Below are 15,077 nucleotides of genomic sequence, written 5' to 3'. Positions count from 1 at the left end.
TTGCCGAACGCTATAATGACAACTCTATGGCCGAATGAATGAGCCCGCGTTGGTTCGAGAATTTGAACGGCGGCGATCGTACCGATTTCGGTCGTTTCGACAGTCCAAATGGACGGCGGGAAAGTCCCGCAGACTGTGAGTTTGACCAATCACGGTTTTTGGGCAGCGCAGCGAATGGCGCTTGTGAGGGCTGCGGCTGCAGCATCTCAATCAGTTGATGAAAGGGCGGTATGGGCCGTCCATATGGCATCCAATCAGTCAGTTCTTCGAGATGCTGCGTCGGCTCTAGGGGCTGCGATGAGCCCAGATTGGATGGTACGGGATCATATCGGCAGTGGTAGTGGTTAGTTTCGGACACAATTCCAACTCTCTCAAAGGGTGGCTTTCAAGGTCTTAGCGCCGTTGAGAGATGATCCGCGCGAGTTCAATGGCCTTGTCAGAAGGTGTGCCGGATTTGCCAAACTCGACCTTATCTGCCGCCATCTGGTCCGCGAGCCCAGCAAATGCCGTGATCTGGTCGGAGGTGAGAGATGTGTTGTCGCCGTGCAGATGGGCGAAGAGTTCGAGGGCATCCGCGCGGGAGTGATGAAATCCGGTCAGCCGCAGGTTGTAGCGGTATAGCCCACCGAGAGTGGCGAGCAAGAAGAGGATCAAGACTGCCGGCGGCGCGCGCTCCCCGATGTACTGCCACACCGATTGCTCCTCACTCTCGACGATCCGCAAGTAAGCCCCGATGCACGCTTCACCTAGGGTGCAGTTTTGCAGAAACTCGGTAAACGCGCGGCTGCGTTGCGCGGTGGAGGTGCCGGTGCCGCCAACTTGGGCGGCCTCGGCCAGCTTGCTGTCCCTCTCGCGCACAAGGTCCGTTCGGTCTTCGATTGTGCGCCGGAAGTCTTGCAGCCGAAGCCGAAGTGGATCAGAGCGCTGGAGGGCCGGCGTGAGTTGAGACAGCGCCTCGCGCATCGCAGCATCCCCCTCGGGGCCTGGGGTCGGGACCAATTCGGAAAGCAGGGCCGCGTAAAACCTGTCAAGCCGCGCGCTGCGCGACCCATCGGAGATAAAGACGGCGAAAGGGGCCGCGGAGAATGCAAGCACATCGTAGACCGGCTCACCATCCCTTGGGATCGCGGAAGGGAACTGTTTCCATGTAGCTCCTCCATCCACTGTACCTGCAAATTGCAGCGCGTCTAGGAGGTTGCCGTATGGTATTGCGGCGGTCTGGAGGCCATCAGAAAATGTGAATTCTGGATCAAAATTCCTGACATCTATGGCGAAGACTTCTTCATTAGCTAGTCAGACAGTTAAGCGGTCAAGGTTGTTTTCCACTACGAAATTGTCGTCACCAAGCGTTATGCGAGAGCTGTCTTCAGCGATGATCGGCTCAAGGATTTCTGGCTCAATTTCATCAATCTCTTCCTAGGATTCACCCAAGTCTGTTGTTCGGAAAGTACGACTGTCAGCGGCATTTCCTGGTGACGGACGGGTCGAGATTGTGATTTGGTCGCGCGTGGCGTCCAAGAACGAGCTACGAGGTCTCGCGGCTTCTGGAATCTCTAAGTCACGCCATGTGACTCCGTTGTCGGTCGAAATCTGCGGTGCCTCCACAGAAGCGCGGACCGATGCGATGAGGTAGTCTGGAAACTCTTCTATTTGGTTCGCATCCCTAGACAGATTTGTCAGACGCCAGGTCGCGCCGAAATCGCCAGAACGTAAACTGCTCTTCTGCCCTTGAGCGAAGACCGTTGACCCAAAAGGATTTACACGAAGATCAAAGCTTGGATCCGATCTTAAGTCCGGGACTCGAGATACGCTCCACGTCTGTCCGCCGTCTTTTGAGACATAGGCCGGAAAAACCGGGCGCACCAAACCGGTCAGTTTGAGCACGGGAGAAAACAAGCAGTTCCGAGCTGTTCTCAGGGTTTTGAAGCAAAAAATCGAGTGATGATGTCCCCAGCGCGAAGGCCACCTGCGTGCGTTGCCATGTCAGGCCGGCATCATCGGTGAACGCGCCTTGCCCGTCACTGTTCAACTTGATTATGCGGGGTGTTGTCATTGGTATCAATCGCCCAGCCATTGGGATCGAGATCCAGGCCGTCGGAGCTGTCGAATGGCCGCAACGACAAAGCGACAGAGGCCGTGATCGCAGACCAGGCGACGTCGCGGTCCCGGTCCATTTGACGCAGCTGCATATCCAACACACTCGCCTCAGCCTCAAGGCCGATTTTGGTGCCGTCTTGGATCTGGCGAAACAGCTCGGTGCCCACGTAATTGGTTAACGCCAGAGAGATGACCACAAAGAGAAGGACAAAGAGCCAGCTGCCGCGGGTGGCGGCGAGTTGAGCGCGGCGGCGTTGTTGGCGGACGAGCCCTCCGATCCGACCCTGCGGCACCTGCCATTCGGCATTGTCGGACGCTTCGCGCATCAATGGGCGTCTGAGATGCCAAGGCCGTTTCTCGTAGGCCCAGTACTCTGGTTCCTTAAATTCGCTCTTCAAGACAAAAGCACCCATGGAAATACATCCGACGGTGCCCTAGGTTTCGCGATGGTGCAAGGCCTAGTCCCAACAATCTGAACCAGAAAGACGAATGGTTGATTGCCTCAAAGGTGCCCTTGGCGCAGCCGAGGCGAAAGCTCGCCTTGTCTCGCGATCTTTGAGTTAACTGTACCTTGAATTTTGCGGTCGCAGCGAAAGCCCGGTCTGACAGGCCGCACCGAAGCATAGTAAGTGACAGTTGGACGTCTCCTTTGGGCCGGCCCTAAACTTCGTACCGCACTACTTGTACTGCGCGCGACGGTCACTGAAATCACGAACGCGTTTGCGCCAAGCACGGTAACTACCTGGTTTGAGAGTGTTGCGCATCAGGGCTTTCACCTGTTTTTCAGCCAGCCCGTATTCGCGCTCGATATCGGAAAAACTGAAGTGATCGGAAGGTGGCATCTCGATGATCTCGCTGCGATGCGCGTTAGGAAGAGGATGGGTCATGCTGGGCCTATTCGCGGTAGAAACTTATGGCAGAAACCGCGACCTCAGCTTGCATTTCACGGCCAATAGCAAGGATGCCGATGCGGCGCAGACGGGCGGGGGTCAAAATGTGCCTCGGTTTTGTGGGGGGTCAGGTCCGCGAACGGTAGCCTCAGTGTTTTCCAGGTGCTTGCCGCGATGAAATCCGTTCGAAAGGACTGCCATGGGCGGGTCAACGCATCGGTGCGCAGGCGGAAGTCTTACGCCGCCTCATTGCCGCTGACCGTGAGCTCAAAGCCGTCCCAAGCGCTTGCATCGTATAGGCCGCCATCTGTGTTCAAGTTGGCGGCGATCTGAAGGAAGCCGCCATTATTCTCAAGCGAGACCTCACCGAACAGGACCGTCGCGCGGCGTCCATTTTAGGCCTCGACCCGAAGCTCGCCCATGGAGATACCGCCCATGACGATATCCGCGGAATATTCCCAAGACAGGAAGAGCTCATTTGTTTCGATCTCTGTCGTCATATTTAGGACATAGGAGCGTGGCGGACCTTTTCCAAAACATGTGTTGTCTCAGATCCTGAATGGCCGCAAAAGGCCGTGGTCCTCCCATCTCTTTAAGGCGAGGATTTTCAGAGTCGTATGGAGTTCGGAAAAATGACCGAATTATTGACCAAAATCCTTCCGATTGTACCCGCACTTTCAGTCGCGCATGCGGCACTCGGTTTGTGTTTTGCCGCGTATAGCCTTTGGCGGTAATGGCGATCTTCAGCAATGCTTGTGCGCTACGAAGCAGTTAGGAACAAACGTTCGGTAGCGAAGGCGTTAAGGTGGGAAATAGCCGAAATTGAGAAAGCTCTCCCAGATCGGACCGTGAGGCCTAGCCTCTACTATGCGAACGCAGATCAAGTCGGGCGGATGGATGATGCCGCGATTGGAACTTCAATTAAGTTCTACGCTTACGTCGACGGGAACCCCGATGTTCACAAAGCAGAGGCCACGCAAAAGGCGAACGCTGCGATACGGGCGTTAGACATTTTCCTCGACGAAAGTTCTAGGGAGCGCCGTGACCTCGATAGTCGGATCAAGCTCTGATTTGGAAGCCTACGACTCAAGAAGGTCGGCTTCGGTGAAGCCGCAATGCGGCACGCGCTGCGCATACGAAAGTCTGCATTGGGCCGTCGATGCACCCAGGCGCCACTCGGTTACGCATGCAGCGCTGCGTTGATGACAGCGAAGAGCCCGTAATTGACCCGTATATGCGGCCAAACCAATTCAGCGCCAGACACTTGGGATAAAACCCAAAAAGAAATTCGCCAAAAATTTACCTAGGGGAATTTTGCTCTTCGATTACCCATTAGAGAACATAGAACTTTTCCAATGAATACATACGTATAGTTCACTTGAAATCATGAAAGGTAAGCAATTGCGGAGTTTTGTTCTGGTTCTTAGTCTTTGGGCAAGCACTGCCCTCGGTCAATCCTATCCGATCTACCAAAGCACAACTGTCAACGACTACGCGCAAGTTCTTCCAGCCAACATCGAGGCGAGAATCGCGGCCCAGCTTAGCGCTCTAAAGGCCGAAACCGGGGTCGAAATGTCGTTGCTAACCCTCCAAAGCAAACGCCTCTATGCACCAAACCAAACGCTCGAAGAGTTCTCGAGGGGGCTCTTTGACAAATGGGGCGTAGGCGACAGCGACAGCAATAACGGTGTTCTTATCCTTATCCTTACTGAAGATCGCGAAATGCGCATCGAACTTGGTGTGGCTTACTCAAACTATTGGGACAGAGACGCAAAATGGGTGGTGGACAATCGCTTCGTACCCGCTCTTTCGAACGGCGATTACGTGCGCGGACTACAAGAAGGTACCACAGCCACGATTGACGAAATCGTCATGCCTTTTCTTGCCGGGCAAGAACCGCGTAGCGGCTCTGGCGGGCTCAACAATTGGGTACTCGCTCTTTTTGGTGCTTTCGCGGCGCTAAGCTATGGGCGCGGCCTTATCGGTGATCAGCTGGCTCGAGTACGAAAATGTCCTAACTGCGGTCAGCGTGGCCTACGGCAAACGCGTCAAACAACAATGCAGGCCAGCCGAACGATATCCGGCTCAGGTGTTCGCACAAGGCGCTGCGTAAGTTGCGGCCATGTCGACACGCACGTCTTTGTCATCCCGCAAAAGAGCAGCAGCTCAGGCGGATCCGGCGGTGGCCGCTCTGGTGGAGGCGGTGCTTCAGGGCGCTTCTAAACACACGCCCCCAAAACACGAGGGTTTTGAAATCAACCGGTGCCCCGCTTTTGTCACCAGTTTGGTCTGGCGCGTAATTTACCGCTTCGCCGTTCCGAAGACGTTAATCTTGGGCTGAACGTTTCTTCATTTGCTTCAAGCCAGCAACAGCGCGCATTTGCGCATCTGCCGCGAAGGTCGGTTTCCTCTAGCGGTCCACCAGTTGGCCAAGCTTCAGATGTCGCGAAAGCAGCGAATGGCGGCTTATCGGGCTGCGACTGCGGCATCTCGAATGGGACGTGAATGTCTCTTATGGGCTCTTGCAGACATCTGTAGCTAGGCGTCAGTTCACTTAGCCAAATGCGCAAGGATCTCGTCCGCAGTCACCGCTCCAATCCCAAACATTCGCTGTCTGATGTAGTTGGCGCCGCTTTCACGCAACAGGCGCCGCTGCGTTTAGGTAACGCAAGCCTATTCTGGATGACGCGCTTATGGTCATTCACTGAGGCTTACGTGCGAATGGCGGCGCAGCTTGACCAAGGACATGCCGGGGGCTCTCTAACTTGTCCAGTGTTATGGAATCGCGTCAAGGTAGTGGCATGAAATGAAACGCACTGCTGACAATGCTTACAACGGCGCTGATTGCTGCAGTCTCTAGTCTCGCATGGTGGGGATACTGGTCTTGGCAAGAAGTCAATGTCACCGTCCGCGCTGGTGCTCACCGTGGAACTCATTGTCTGGAAAACCGTAACTATCCAATTCCCGCTATAATTCAAAATAAGAGTTGACATACTGTCGAACGTGTTCAGTTTCGGATCAGCATTAAGGAGAAAGGCGCAACCTCTGAGCTGACAAGCGCCACTCCCCGCGAGGCGGATCAAATCTTTGAGCCAGGAGATATGGCCAGTGCATGCTGGCAGATACCGCCGAGGATTGGACAACAAACAGAAGAACACCGACTTGAATTCGCCGAAGCAATTGCGCGAGATCCAGACAGCTATGTTATCAGTGCTGAACGGCTGTCCGTCACGTTCGAGTAGGGCCCCGATCTCTCCAGTTCAAACGCCGGAAGCTTCCCGATCCTATGGACAATCGGAGGTCTCGTCGGTCGCGGGTAGCTCTTTTGCTTTCGGGTCAGAGCCGCGCGCTGGTTGTAATAAATGGTTCTGCTGTACGTTAGACTAGCATTCAGAAGCTTTTCTGCGACATTTTGCTTCTACAGCTTGCCGTTCACAAGGTCATCCAAATTGGCCCGACATGGCGCAAACTGTCCCCCATATTTCCCCCAGAGCCAGCTAAGGACCTGCCCGACCATAGGAAGGCATCCGTAAGTTATTGAATTTATTTAGTTTAGTGGTGAGCCGTGCAGGATTCGAACCTGCGACCCACTGATTAAAAGTCAGTTGCTCTACCAACTGAGCTAACGGCCCACTAGAGCGCCTACTTAGAAAGGTCGCGGGAGAGGGTCAAGCCCTTATTCGGCCATTTCAGAACGATGCACTGGATAGTTTTGACGCAGCGGATTATATGGCCGCAATGCACAGTTCAGACCCCATCGGTTTGCCCTTCATGAAGATGCACGGGCTGGGAAACGACTTCGTCGTGCTGGATACGCGCGCGCAGGCGATCGACGTCGGTGCCACGCTGGCGCGCGCCTTGGGTGACCGTCATCGTGGCGTGGGTTTTGACCAATTGGCCGTGCTGTCAAATGGGGCCGAGGCGCCGCATCTCACCTTCTTTAACGCCGACGGCTCCGGGGCTGCGGCCTGCGGGAATGCGACCCGTTGTATCGCCCGCTATCTTATGGATGAGAGCGGCGCGACCGAGCTGCATCTCACCACCGAACGGGGGGCACTGATGGCGCGTGAGGCGGGTGATGGCCTGACGTCGGTGAACATGGGGCACCCTCAGCTCGACTGGGCAGAGATACCGCTGGCCCATGCGATGGAGACACTGTCTCTGCCCATCGACGGCGCGCCCGTTGCGACTGGGATGGGCAACCCCCATTGCACCTTCTTTGTGGACAGCGTCGATCATATCGATCTCGCCACGTTCGGGGCGGCCCTTGAAACACACCCGCTCTACCCCGAGCGGACCAATGTCCAGATCGCGGAAATCACTGGGCCGGACCGCATCCGCATGCGGGTCTGGGAACGTGGCGTGGGCATCACCCTGGCTTCGGGCTCGTCCAGTTGTGCAACGGCCGTGGCCGCGGCGCGGCGTGGGCTGACGGGGCGCGCGGTGCAGATCGACGTCGATGGCGGCACCCTCTTCGTCGATTGGCGCGACGACGGTGTCTGGATGACCGGCCCGACCACTCACGTATTCTCCGGCACGCTGACGCCCGAATTTCTGGACGGGCTCTCATGACCGCGCCGGTTTTCTCAACGATGGGATGCCGCCTCAACGCTTACGAAACCGAGGCGATGAAAGAACTCGCCGCCGCGGCAGGTCTCGACAACGCCGTTGTGGTCAACACCTGCGCCGTGACGGCAGAAGCCGTGCGCAAAGCCCGCAAGGACATCCGAAAACTGCGCCGGGCCCACCCGGAGGCACGATTGATCGTCACCGGCTGCGCGGCGCAGACCGAGCCCGAGACCTTCGCGCAAATGCCCGAGGTCGATGCTGTGATCGGCAACACCGAGAAGATGCAGCCGCAGACCTGGACGGGGCTTGCCGCCGATTTCATCGGTGAGACCGAGGCGCTGCAGGTCGATGATATCATGTCCGTCACGGAAACCGCTGGGCATCTCATCGACGGGTTCGGGACGCGGAGTCGCGCCTACGTGCAAGTGCAGAACGGGTGCGATCACCGGTGCACCTTCTGCATCATCCCCTACGGACGTGGTAACTCGCGCTCGGTCCCTGCCGGTGTCGTGGTGGATCAGATTAAGCGGTTGGTCGACGGCGGCTTCAACGAGGTGGTGCTGACCGGAGTCGACTTGACAAGCTGGGGCGCGGATCTGCCTGCTCGGCCAAAGCTGGGCGATCTGGTCATGCGTATTCTGCGGCTGGTGCCGGATTTGCCCAGGTTGCGGATCAGCTCGATTGACAGCATCGAGGTGGATGAGAACCTCATGCAGGCCATCGCGACCGAGCCGCGGTTGATGCCGCATCTGCATCTGTCTCTGCAGCATGGCGATGACCTGATCCTGAAGCGCATGAAACGCCGCCATCTGCGCGACGATGCCATCGCCTTCACCGAGGAGGCGCGCAAGTTGCGACCGGAGATGACCTTTGGCGCGGACATCATTGCAGGCTTTCCCACGGAAACTGAAGCGATGTTTGAAAAGGCGCTGGCCCTGGTGGAAGAGTGCGATTTGACATGGCTGCATGTTTTTCCTTATTCGGCGCGCCAGGGCACGCCCGCAGCGCGCATGCCCGCAGTTGGGGGGCGCCTGATCAAAGAGCGCGCGGCGCGGCTGCGCGCGGCCGGAGAGCGGCAAGTTCAACGCCATCTCGCTGCGCAGGTCGGCAAGCGCCATCAGGTCTTGATGGAGAGCCCCACGATGGGCCGAACCGAACAGTTCTGTCCGGTTAACCTCGCCAATTCGCAGATCGAGGGTAGCATCGTTGACGTGGCAATTACTGACAAGACAGGCGAAAGCCTCCTCGCCTGATCAGGCCCATACCAGAAATCTCGTGACAAGCGCGCTGCTTGGTCAGTACTCTCAAGAGACCTTGTGGGAGAGGTGCATTGGGGGATTACATCAGTTGAGCCCTGGAGACGACACTCCAGGGTGACTGAACGTAAGCCAGTCTGTCGTTGGCTATTGAGCGGAATGCTGCCGTCTGTCTTGGACCGCCAAGCGTTTTGCCTCGGGTACTTAGGTGACGCGTGGTATGAGGTTGCGAGGCGCGGCTGCCGACCGGCGCTGGCGTTTGGGGGACTCTTCACACAAGTGAATTCTGTCATCGCATGCGGACTACCCGCAGCGATTGAAAGGCTGTAAGGGGCACAGTAGGCTAACGCTCTCGGGCGGTTGGCGCTTAGAAGGAAAGAGACAACGATGGACACGGTTACATTGCCGAAAAGCGGGTTTCTGGCCCATGCGTCACAAGACTTGTCCGACCTGATGGCGTCGGTCGCCACAGAAGTCTCGCTCGAGGAGGGCGAGGTGTTGTTTGAGCAGGGCGACATCGGCGACACGCTCTATGCCATCGTGTCCGGTTCGCTGGAATTCAGCGTGTTGTCGCGCGAAGGGCGCAAGCTATCGCTCGATGTGATGCGGCCCGGTGCGCTTTTTGGCGAGATCGCACTCTTTGATCCCGGAACACGTACGGCGACTGTGACGGCGCTTGAGCCGACGCGGCTGCGCGGCGTCAAGAACGCGGATATGCTGAGCGCCATCCGCAAAGCGCCAGACCTTGGCATCGACATGATCCAGCTGGCAGGGGAGCGGATGCGGTGGATGAGCAGTCAGCTCAATGAGCAGGTGTTTCTGTCCATGCCGGCGCGGCTGGCGCGGAAGATCCTCTATCTGACGGTGGACGGATCGAAACAGCTGTCGACCCTCCCGCTGTCGCAGTCGGAGCTCGCGGAGTTCGTGGGCGCCACGCGGGAAGCGGTCTCAAAGACGCTTTCCCTCTGGAAGCGGGCTGGTGTCATCGAGGCCTCGCGTGGCGGCGTGCGCGTCCTCGACCGCGATGCGCTTCAAGTTATGGCGGACCTGCACCAGATTTAATGCTTTCGGTGTGAAGCGTTTCACAGACCCCGATTCGATTTTGCGGCAAAGTGCTTTCAGATCAGGACAGAACGTTCTGATCTAAGCGGCTCCGGGCATTACTCGGCGCCACTGCAAAAAGGGGCTACGACATGAAACGCCGCAGCGATAAGGCGACCGATCCGGCCAGGGTTTCTCCCTCGGCCTCACCGGTGCGGACAATATTGACTTGGTTGGCGGAGGCGGATCGCGAATTCCGCGTCGCGCAGTCCATGGTGGAAAAATTTCACCGCAGGTTTTGAGGGGCTGACATGGCTGTCACGTTAACGATTATGATGGGGTCTTCCGTGGCGCAGGCCAGATTGGCTGCGTTTGATAGGGCCAAGCGGGCCACGTCGTGGACAGAAAAGTCGTCGAATGTGATCCAGTTCACATACGGCCAGTCTCTCTTAACCTATGGTTAACTTATTGGTGGTGACCGGTAGCGAGTACCTGCCTTGATTTACAAGGCCAACAAGATGGTAACGGACGAATTTTAGTAAGGGACAGGAATGAGATCACGGCAAAAAGATGCGATTAGCTGCCAACTAGCCGTGACACTTCGGACCGTCTGATTCTGACTCTCCCCAGGGTCTGTCATTAGCCTTCCTCGAGAAGGCGCAGACAGAAAACCCCCCGCGCTTCACAGCACGGGGGGTTTTTTAGTTCAGCGAATGAGAGATCGGTCAGGTGGTCTCTTTGCCTTTGACCGGCGCCCAGAGCCGCTTGTTTGTCAGGTAGAGCAGGACGGATAGCAGGGTCAGGAAGACCACACCGACAAAGCCAGCCTGCTTGCGCGCCATCATCTTCGGCTCGGCGGTCCACATCAGGAAGGCCGACACATCCTCTGAAATGTGGTGCAGGTCGTTCTCGTGACCATCTGCATACTCCACATCCTCACCGTAGAGCGGGGGAGCCATGGACAGCCAGCCGCCGGGGAACGCCTTGTTTTCATAGAGCGTGACACCCGCCTCTTCCTTTTCTTCACCGGTATAGCCGGTCAGGAGCGACGCGATGTACTCCGGCCCGCCAATCCCCTTGAAGAACTGGTTGATGCCGAGGCCGTAGGGGCCGTGGAAGCCCGCGCGCGCCTTTGCCATCAGGCTCAGGTCGGGCGCATTCTCGAGGCCGGATTCAGGGAAGTGATCCGAGGGCCGTGCTGGGCGGAAGTCGTCGATTTCGGCGTCATAGACTTCGAACTGCTCGGCGTAGGCCCGCACCTGATCCTCGGGCATCGAGGGGCCACCCTCTTCCGAGAGAGACCGGATCGGGACAAACTTCAAACCATGGCAGGCTGAGCAGATCTCGGTGTAGACCTGCAGACCGCGCTGCAACTGGTTCTGATCGTAAGCACCGAATGGCCCTTCGAAGGAGAAGTCGAAGTCCTCGATATGGGTGTCGTAAGCGCCTGCCGCATGACCGGCTGTGGCCAATCCAAGGGCCGCCACAGCGCTGAGTGTGAGTGTTCTGAACATGAGCATCTGTTCCTTTATTCAGCAGGCGTGGCTTGCGCTTGACCGGCCGCGTCGCCCGACGCTTTCGGGTAGTGCGCGGCAAAATCGTCTTCGATCGTATCCGGCTGCGCCGTCGGCTTCTCGATCACCCCGAGCAGGGGCAGAATGATCAGGAAGTAGGCAAACCAGTAGGCCGAACCGATTAGAGCGATGATCGGGTAGATGCCTTCTGCTGGCATCGCGCCAACCCACATCAGCACGAAGAAGTTCACGACGAAGAGCCAGAACCACCACTTCAGCATCGGGCGGTAGCGTGCCGAACGCACCGAGGACGTGTCGAGCCAGGGTGCCAAGGCCATCACGGCAATGGACCCGAACATCGCAAGCACACCGAAAAACTTCGCATCGATGATGCCGCCGGTGATGAAGGAGGCAATCTGCACAACCCAAACCGTGTCATCGAAGGCGCGCAGGATCGCGTAGAACGGCAGGAAGTACCATTCGGGCACGATGTGCGACGGCGTCGAAAGCGGATCTGCCTCGATATAGTTGTCCGGGTGGCCCAGGTAGTTCGGCATGAAGCCAACCACCGCAAAGAACACCGCGAGGATCACCGCAAGCGCGAAGAGGTCCTTGATCACGAAATAGGGCCAGAAGGGCAGGGTGTCTTTCTCGGCTTCTTCCTTCGAGGTCCGGCGTACTTCGACCCCGGTTGGGTTGTTGTTGCCGGTGGTATGGAAGGCCCAAATGTGCACGACAACAAGACCGAGGATCACGAAGGGTAGCAGATAGTGCAGCGAGAAGAAGCGGTTCAGCGTGGCATTGTCCACCGCCGGTCCGCCGAGCAGCCAGGCCTGCAGTGCTTCGCCCACAAAGGGGATCGCACCAAAAAGGCCGGTGATCACGGTCGCACCCCAGAAGGACATCTGACCCCAGGGCAGCACGTAGCCCATAAAGGCGGTGCCCATCATCAGCAGATAAATGAGCATTCCGATGATCCAGGTGATCTCGCGCGGTGCCTTGTAAGAGCCGTAATAGAGCCCCCGCAGGATGTGCGCATAGACCGCCACAAAGAACAGCGACGCGCCATTCTGATGGATGTATCGCAGCATGTGCCCGCCATTGACGTTACGCATGATGTGCTCGACCGATGCGAAAGCATGGTCCACATGCGGGGTGTAGTGCATCACCAGCACAATCCCTGTAACGATTTGCAAAACCAGCACAAATGTCAGAACGATGCCCCAGATCCACATCCAATTGAGGTTCTTGGGCGTCGGGATCATCAGCGTGTCATACATCAGGCCGACGATCGGCAACCGCTTGGCAAGGCTCTTTTCCCAGGCCGCCTTCGGTTCGTAATGGTCGTGAGGAATTCCAGCCATCAGGTTTCTCCCTTAACCAAGCAAGATTGTTGTGTCGTCAACGAATTCTGCCTGCGGGATCGGCAGATTTTCCGGCGCGGGTCCTTGGCGGATACGCCCGGAAATGTCGTAGTGCGAGCCGTGGCAGGGGCAGAACCAGCCACCGAAATTGCCCGCGTTGTCCAAGGGGATACAGCCCAGATGCGTGCACACACCGGTCATCACCAGCCACTCACCGGCCTCGTCAATGCTGCGGTTCACGTCAAGCGCATCGGTCCCCTCCGCATTCGCATTGCGCGAAGAGGTGTCTGGCAAATCCGACAGCTCGACCCCACGCGCCTCGGCAATCTCATCCTCGGTCCGGCGGCGGATGAACACCGGCTTGCCCAGAAACAGTACGCGCAGCTGTGAGCCAGGCTCCAGACCAGACACATCCACCCGCAGAGTGCTCGCTGCGCGCACGTCAGCCGAGGGGTTCATCTGATCCACCAGCGGCCAAATCGCGGCGCCAGCCGTGACAGCACCTGCACCGGCGGTCGCGTAGTAGAGGAAATCCCTGCGGTTGCCGTCGTGATCTTCTGCGTGGGACACGGGTTTCTCCATTTTCTGAGCCGGGAACCGGCAAAAAACATAATCCGGCCGCGCAAAGCGCAGCCTTTCTCCAGCGGCTATGTAGCGCCGTGGTTCCGTCACGTCTAGTAATCAAACAGGCGCAAACGGTCGCAGGCACAGGCCTTTTGCGCGGTTTCTTAGACTTAACCCGCGTTCAAATCGTTAATTCAATCAGGTTTCCTAGTTGGCGGGCGGTTTCGTCGCACCCATCGACGGGCGCGAATCGAAGGCATCATGCCATTTGGCCAGCGCTTCATTGCCCGCACGCCAGTTGCGCGCGCCATGCCGGAAGTCCACATAAGAGAGCGCACAGGCGACCGAGATATGCCCCATATCCATCGGACCCGACAAATGGCTGATCCAGCGAGCGTTCAGCACCGAGATCGCACGGGCGACCTTCTCCCATTGTGCTTCGATCCAGTCGCCGTATTGCATCTCTTCAGGGCGCAGGCGCATCTCATACGCCATGGACACCGCCGAATCCATGATGCCGTCGCCGGTGGCCTCCAAGGTCAGCACTTCCCAGCGCGACGCGCCGGCGGGATACATCTTGCCGCCGTAGAGATCGTTCAGAAAGGCCGTGATCACTCGGCTGTCATACAGCGTCGTCCCATTGTCGCGGACCAAGGATGGCAGCTTGGCCAAAGGGTTGCTGGCGGCGAGGCTGCTGTCTGAGGCAAAGGCGGTTGATTGCACGTCGATCAGCTCGACCTCATCCGCCTTGCCAAGCTCGTGCAGTAGCACGACCACCTTGCGCACGAAGGGAGAGGCGGGGGAATGATAGAGCTTCATCGGACGGTCCTCCTTGTGATCTTGCCGGGACCCTACCAGAGCTAGGTGCCGTGTCCATTGGCCCCGCGCATGAGCGCTGCCAAAACCGGCAGCTCCATGCCCTGCCCGACGGCCTCGACATGATCCGCGGCCTCCTGCCGGACCGCATCGGGCTTGTTCTGATTGAGCTTCCATGTGCCGTCGACGGTACTGACCGTCATGCGGCAGGGGACAATCGCGCGCATCATCCGCTCCATCACACCCTCGGACATCTTCGACGTCAGCCAGGGCTCTTTCGGCAGCAAACGATCCTCGAAAAGCGCCGATTGCCGATCTAGCAGGTCGTGCAGCTCCTCCTGAGGCCGCAGCTCCAGCGTCCCTGCCAGATGTACGGCGACATAGTTCCAGGTGGGCACCTGGTCGACCACGCCGTACCAATCGGGCGAGACATAGCTGTCTGGCCCCGAGATGGCGAGACGTGCAGGCCGCGGCGCGTCTTTGAGCGCGCGCGCAATGGGGTTCGACCGCAGCAGGTGCAGATCCAGCGACTGTCCGTCGTCCGCAATAAGGAACGGCACATGGGAAAGCCAGGGGGCCTCGGCCCCGCTGACGGCCAGTACGCCAAACGCCCGTTCGCGTGCAAAGGCGAGGTTCTGATCCTTGCTATGGGTATGAAACACCGGGTTGGGATGCATGGGCTGGCCTCGATCTCGACTGCGCCTTTGCTCTTGCAGGCTTTGTCCAGCCTTGGCAAGCTGTGCGCATTCTCAGGGCGGGGTGGAATTCCCCACCGGCGGTATGGGGGCCGTGACCCTCGAGCCCGCGAGCGCAAGGGGCTTCCTTTCGAAATCCCTTGGTCAAGCAGATCTGGTGAGAGGCCAGAGCCGACGGTTAAAGTCCGGATGAAAGAGAATGCGACTGACACGGGCCTTCGGCTCGTGCGCAGCCGTGATCGCCTTGGGTGGACGTGTCTGAACCAAAGGA

15 protein-coding genes, 1 tRNA gene and 1 riboswitch are annotated in these 15,077 nt (G+C 58.0%); of the genes, 5 read left to right on the top strand and 11 right to left on the bottom strand.

All coding sequences use genetic code 11. The features are described from left to right. Window positions 1–393: 393 nt before the first annotated feature. The 5 genes from ACVC7O_RS20195 to ACVC7O_RS20175 all read right to left on the bottom strand — a co-directional run bounded on the left by ACVC7O_RS20195 (window position 394) and on the right by ACVC7O_RS20175 (window position 3,316). The gene (locus ACVC7O_RS20195) at window positions 394–1,095 is read right to left on the bottom strand and encodes a hypothetical protein (protein ID WP_458323899.1); all 702 of its coding nucleotides are present in this window, start codon (window positions 1,093–1,095) and stop codon (window positions 394–396) included. Between the two features lie 321 nt (window positions 1,096–1,416). Continuing rightward, entirely contained in the window at window positions 1,417–1,863 is a 447-nt protein-coding gene (locus tag ACVC7O_RS20190; RefSeq protein ID WP_458326125.1) for a hypothetical protein, read from the bottom strand. A gap of 155 nt (window positions 1,864–2,018) precedes the next feature. Next, window positions 2,019–2,510 (bottom strand): hypothetical protein, encoded by a 492-nt coding sequence (locus ACVC7O_RS20185; RefSeq protein ID WP_458323898.1) that lies wholly within the window; start codon window positions 2,508–2,510, stop codon window positions 2,019–2,021. Between the two features lie 264 nt (window positions 2,511–2,774). Then, on the bottom strand, window positions 2,775–2,984 hold the full coding sequence (locus tag ACVC7O_RS20180; RefSeq protein WP_458323897.1) for a DUF2805 domain-containing protein: 210 nt from the start codon (window positions 2,982–2,984) through the stop codon (window positions 2,775–2,777). 239 nt (window positions 2,985–3,223) lie between these two features. Continuing rightward, complete coding sequence (locus ACVC7O_RS20175; RefSeq protein WP_458326124.1) at window positions 3,224–3,316, bottom strand: hypothetical protein; 93 nt, start codon at window positions 3,314–3,316, stop codon at window positions 3,224–3,226. Between the two features lie 1,057 nt (window positions 3,317–4,373). On the opposite strand from ACVC7O_RS20175, the gene ACVC7O_RS20170 reads away from it, so the two are divergent. Beyond that, window positions 4,374–5,210, top strand: a complete 837-nt coding sequence (locus tag ACVC7O_RS20170) for a TPM domain-containing protein (protein WP_458323896.1) — start codon at window positions 4,374–4,376, stop codon at window positions 5,208–5,210. Window positions 5,211–6,543: 1,333 nt separating this feature from the next. Here the strand turns inward: ACVC7O_RS20170 and ACVC7O_RS20165 are convergent. Further along, window positions 6,544–6,619 (bottom strand) — tRNA-Lys (locus tag ACVC7O_RS20165). A gap of 106 nt (window positions 6,620–6,725) precedes the next feature. Between ACVC7O_RS20165 and dapF the strand changes: the two genes are divergently transcribed. The 4 genes from dapF (at window position 6,726) to ACVC7O_RS20145 (ending at window position 10,155) form a co-directional block, all read left to right on the top strand. Continuing rightward, entirely contained in the window at window positions 6,726–7,559 is an 834-nt protein-coding gene (dapF, locus tag ACVC7O_RS20160; protein WP_458323895.1) for a diaminopimelate epimerase, read from the top strand. Continuing rightward, window positions 7,556–8,809 (top strand): tRNA (N(6)-L-threonylcarbamoyladenosine(37)-C(2))-methylthiotransferase MtaB, encoded by a 1,254-nt coding sequence (mtaB, locus tag ACVC7O_RS20155; RefSeq protein ID WP_458323894.1) that lies wholly within the window; start codon window positions 7,556–7,558, stop codon window positions 8,807–8,809. Before dapF ends, mtaB begins: the two co-directional genes overlap by 4 nt. 390 nt (window positions 8,810–9,199) lie before the next feature. After that, window positions 9,200–9,874: a Crp/Fnr family transcriptional regulator gene (locus ACVC7O_RS20150; RefSeq protein WP_458323893.1), complete on the top strand. Its 675-nt coding sequence runs from the start codon at window positions 9,200–9,202 to the stop codon at window positions 9,872–9,874. Between the two features lie 131 nt (window positions 9,875–10,005). Continuing rightward, window positions 10,006–10,155, top strand: a complete 150-nt coding sequence (locus tag ACVC7O_RS20145; protein ID WP_458323892.1) for a hypothetical protein — start codon at window positions 10,006–10,008, stop codon at window positions 10,153–10,155. 423 nt (window positions 10,156–10,578) lie between these two features. Here the strand turns inward: ACVC7O_RS20145 and ACVC7O_RS20140 are convergent, their stop codons facing one another. From ACVC7O_RS20140 to ACVC7O_RS20120, 5 genes are all read right to left on the bottom strand, one after another. Then, a complete protein-coding gene (locus ACVC7O_RS20140; protein ID WP_458323891.1) occupies window positions 10,579–11,367 on the bottom strand; it encodes a cytochrome c1 in 789 nt (262 codons plus the stop codon). 14 nt (window positions 11,368–11,381) lie between these two features. Beyond that, on the bottom strand, window positions 11,382–12,731 hold the full coding sequence (locus ACVC7O_RS20135) for a cytochrome b (RefSeq protein ID WP_458323890.1): 1,350 nt from the start codon (window positions 12,729–12,731) through the stop codon (window positions 11,382–11,384). A gap of 12 nt (window positions 12,732–12,743) precedes the next feature. After that, the gene (petA, locus tag ACVC7O_RS20130) at window positions 12,744–13,301 is read right to left on the bottom strand and encodes a ubiquinol-cytochrome c reductase iron-sulfur subunit (protein WP_458323889.1); all 558 of its coding nucleotides are present in this window, start codon (window positions 13,299–13,301) and stop codon (window positions 12,744–12,746) included. Between the two features lie 201 nt (window positions 13,302–13,502). Continuing rightward, on the bottom strand, window positions 13,503–14,114 hold the full coding sequence (locus ACVC7O_RS20125) for a glutathione S-transferase (protein ID WP_458323888.1): 612 nt from the start codon (window positions 14,112–14,114) through the stop codon (window positions 13,503–13,505). 41 nt (window positions 14,115–14,155) lie between these two features. Then, the gene (locus ACVC7O_RS20120; RefSeq protein WP_458323887.1) at window positions 14,156–14,788 is read right to left on the bottom strand and encodes an FMN-binding negative transcriptional regulator; all 633 of its coding nucleotides are present in this window, start codon (window positions 14,786–14,788) and stop codon (window positions 14,156–14,158) included. Between the two features lie 64 nt (window positions 14,789–14,852). Next, window positions 14,853–15,011, top strand: a riboswitch (FMN riboswitch). Window positions 15,012–15,077 lie beyond the last annotated feature (66 nt).

The organism is Roseobacter cerffii (genome assembly GCF_054226325.1).
The sequence above is the reverse complement of the archived record's forward strand: the minus strand, read 5'-3'. Positions and strand labels throughout refer to the sequence as shown.

What these genes read in the sequence shown, in the direction of transcription:
- ACVC7O_RS20185 (WP_458323898.1), bottom strand. Translation starts at nt 2,510, where the DNA reads ATGGGTGCTTTTGTCTTGAAGAGCGAATTTAAGGAACCAGAGTACTGG.
- ACVC7O_RS20180 (WP_458323897.1), bottom strand. Translation starts at nt 2,984, where the DNA reads ATGACCCATCCTCTTCCTAACGCGCATCGCAGCGAGATCATCGAGATG.
- ACVC7O_RS20170 (WP_458323896.1), top strand. Translation starts at nt 4,374, where the DNA reads ATGAAAGGTAAGCAATTGCGGAGTTTTGTTCTGGTTCTTAGTCTTTGG.
- dapF (WP_458323895.1), top strand. Translation starts at nt 6,726, where the DNA reads ATGCACAGTTCAGACCCCATCGGTTTGCCCTTCATGAAGATGCACGGG.
- mtaB (WP_458323894.1), top strand. Translation starts at nt 7,556, where the DNA reads ATGACCGCGCCGGTTTTCTCAACGATGGGATGCCGCCTCAACGCTTAC.
- ACVC7O_RS20150 (WP_458323893.1), top strand. Translation starts at nt 9,200, where the DNA reads ATGGACACGGTTACATTGCCGAAAAGCGGGTTTCTGGCCCATGCGTCA.
- ACVC7O_RS20145 (WP_458323892.1), top strand. Translation starts at nt 10,006, where the DNA reads ATGAAACGCCGCAGCGATAAGGCGACCGATCCGGCCAGGGTTTCTCCC.
- ACVC7O_RS20140 (WP_458323891.1), bottom strand. Translation starts at nt 11,367, where the DNA reads ATGTTCAGAACACTCACACTCAGCGCTGTGGCGGCCCTTGGATTGGCC.
- ACVC7O_RS20135 (WP_458323890.1), bottom strand. Translation starts at nt 12,731, where the DNA reads ATGGCTGGAATTCCTCACGACCATTACGAACCGAAGGCGGCCTGGGAA.
- ACVC7O_RS20125 (WP_458323888.1), bottom strand. Translation starts at nt 14,114, where the DNA reads ATGAAGCTCTATCATTCCCCCGCCTCTCCCTTCGTGCGCAAGGTGGTC.
- ACVC7O_RS20120 (WP_458323887.1), bottom strand. Translation starts at nt 14,788, where the DNA reads ATGCATCCCAACCCGGTGTTTCATACCCATAGCAAGGATCAGAACCTC.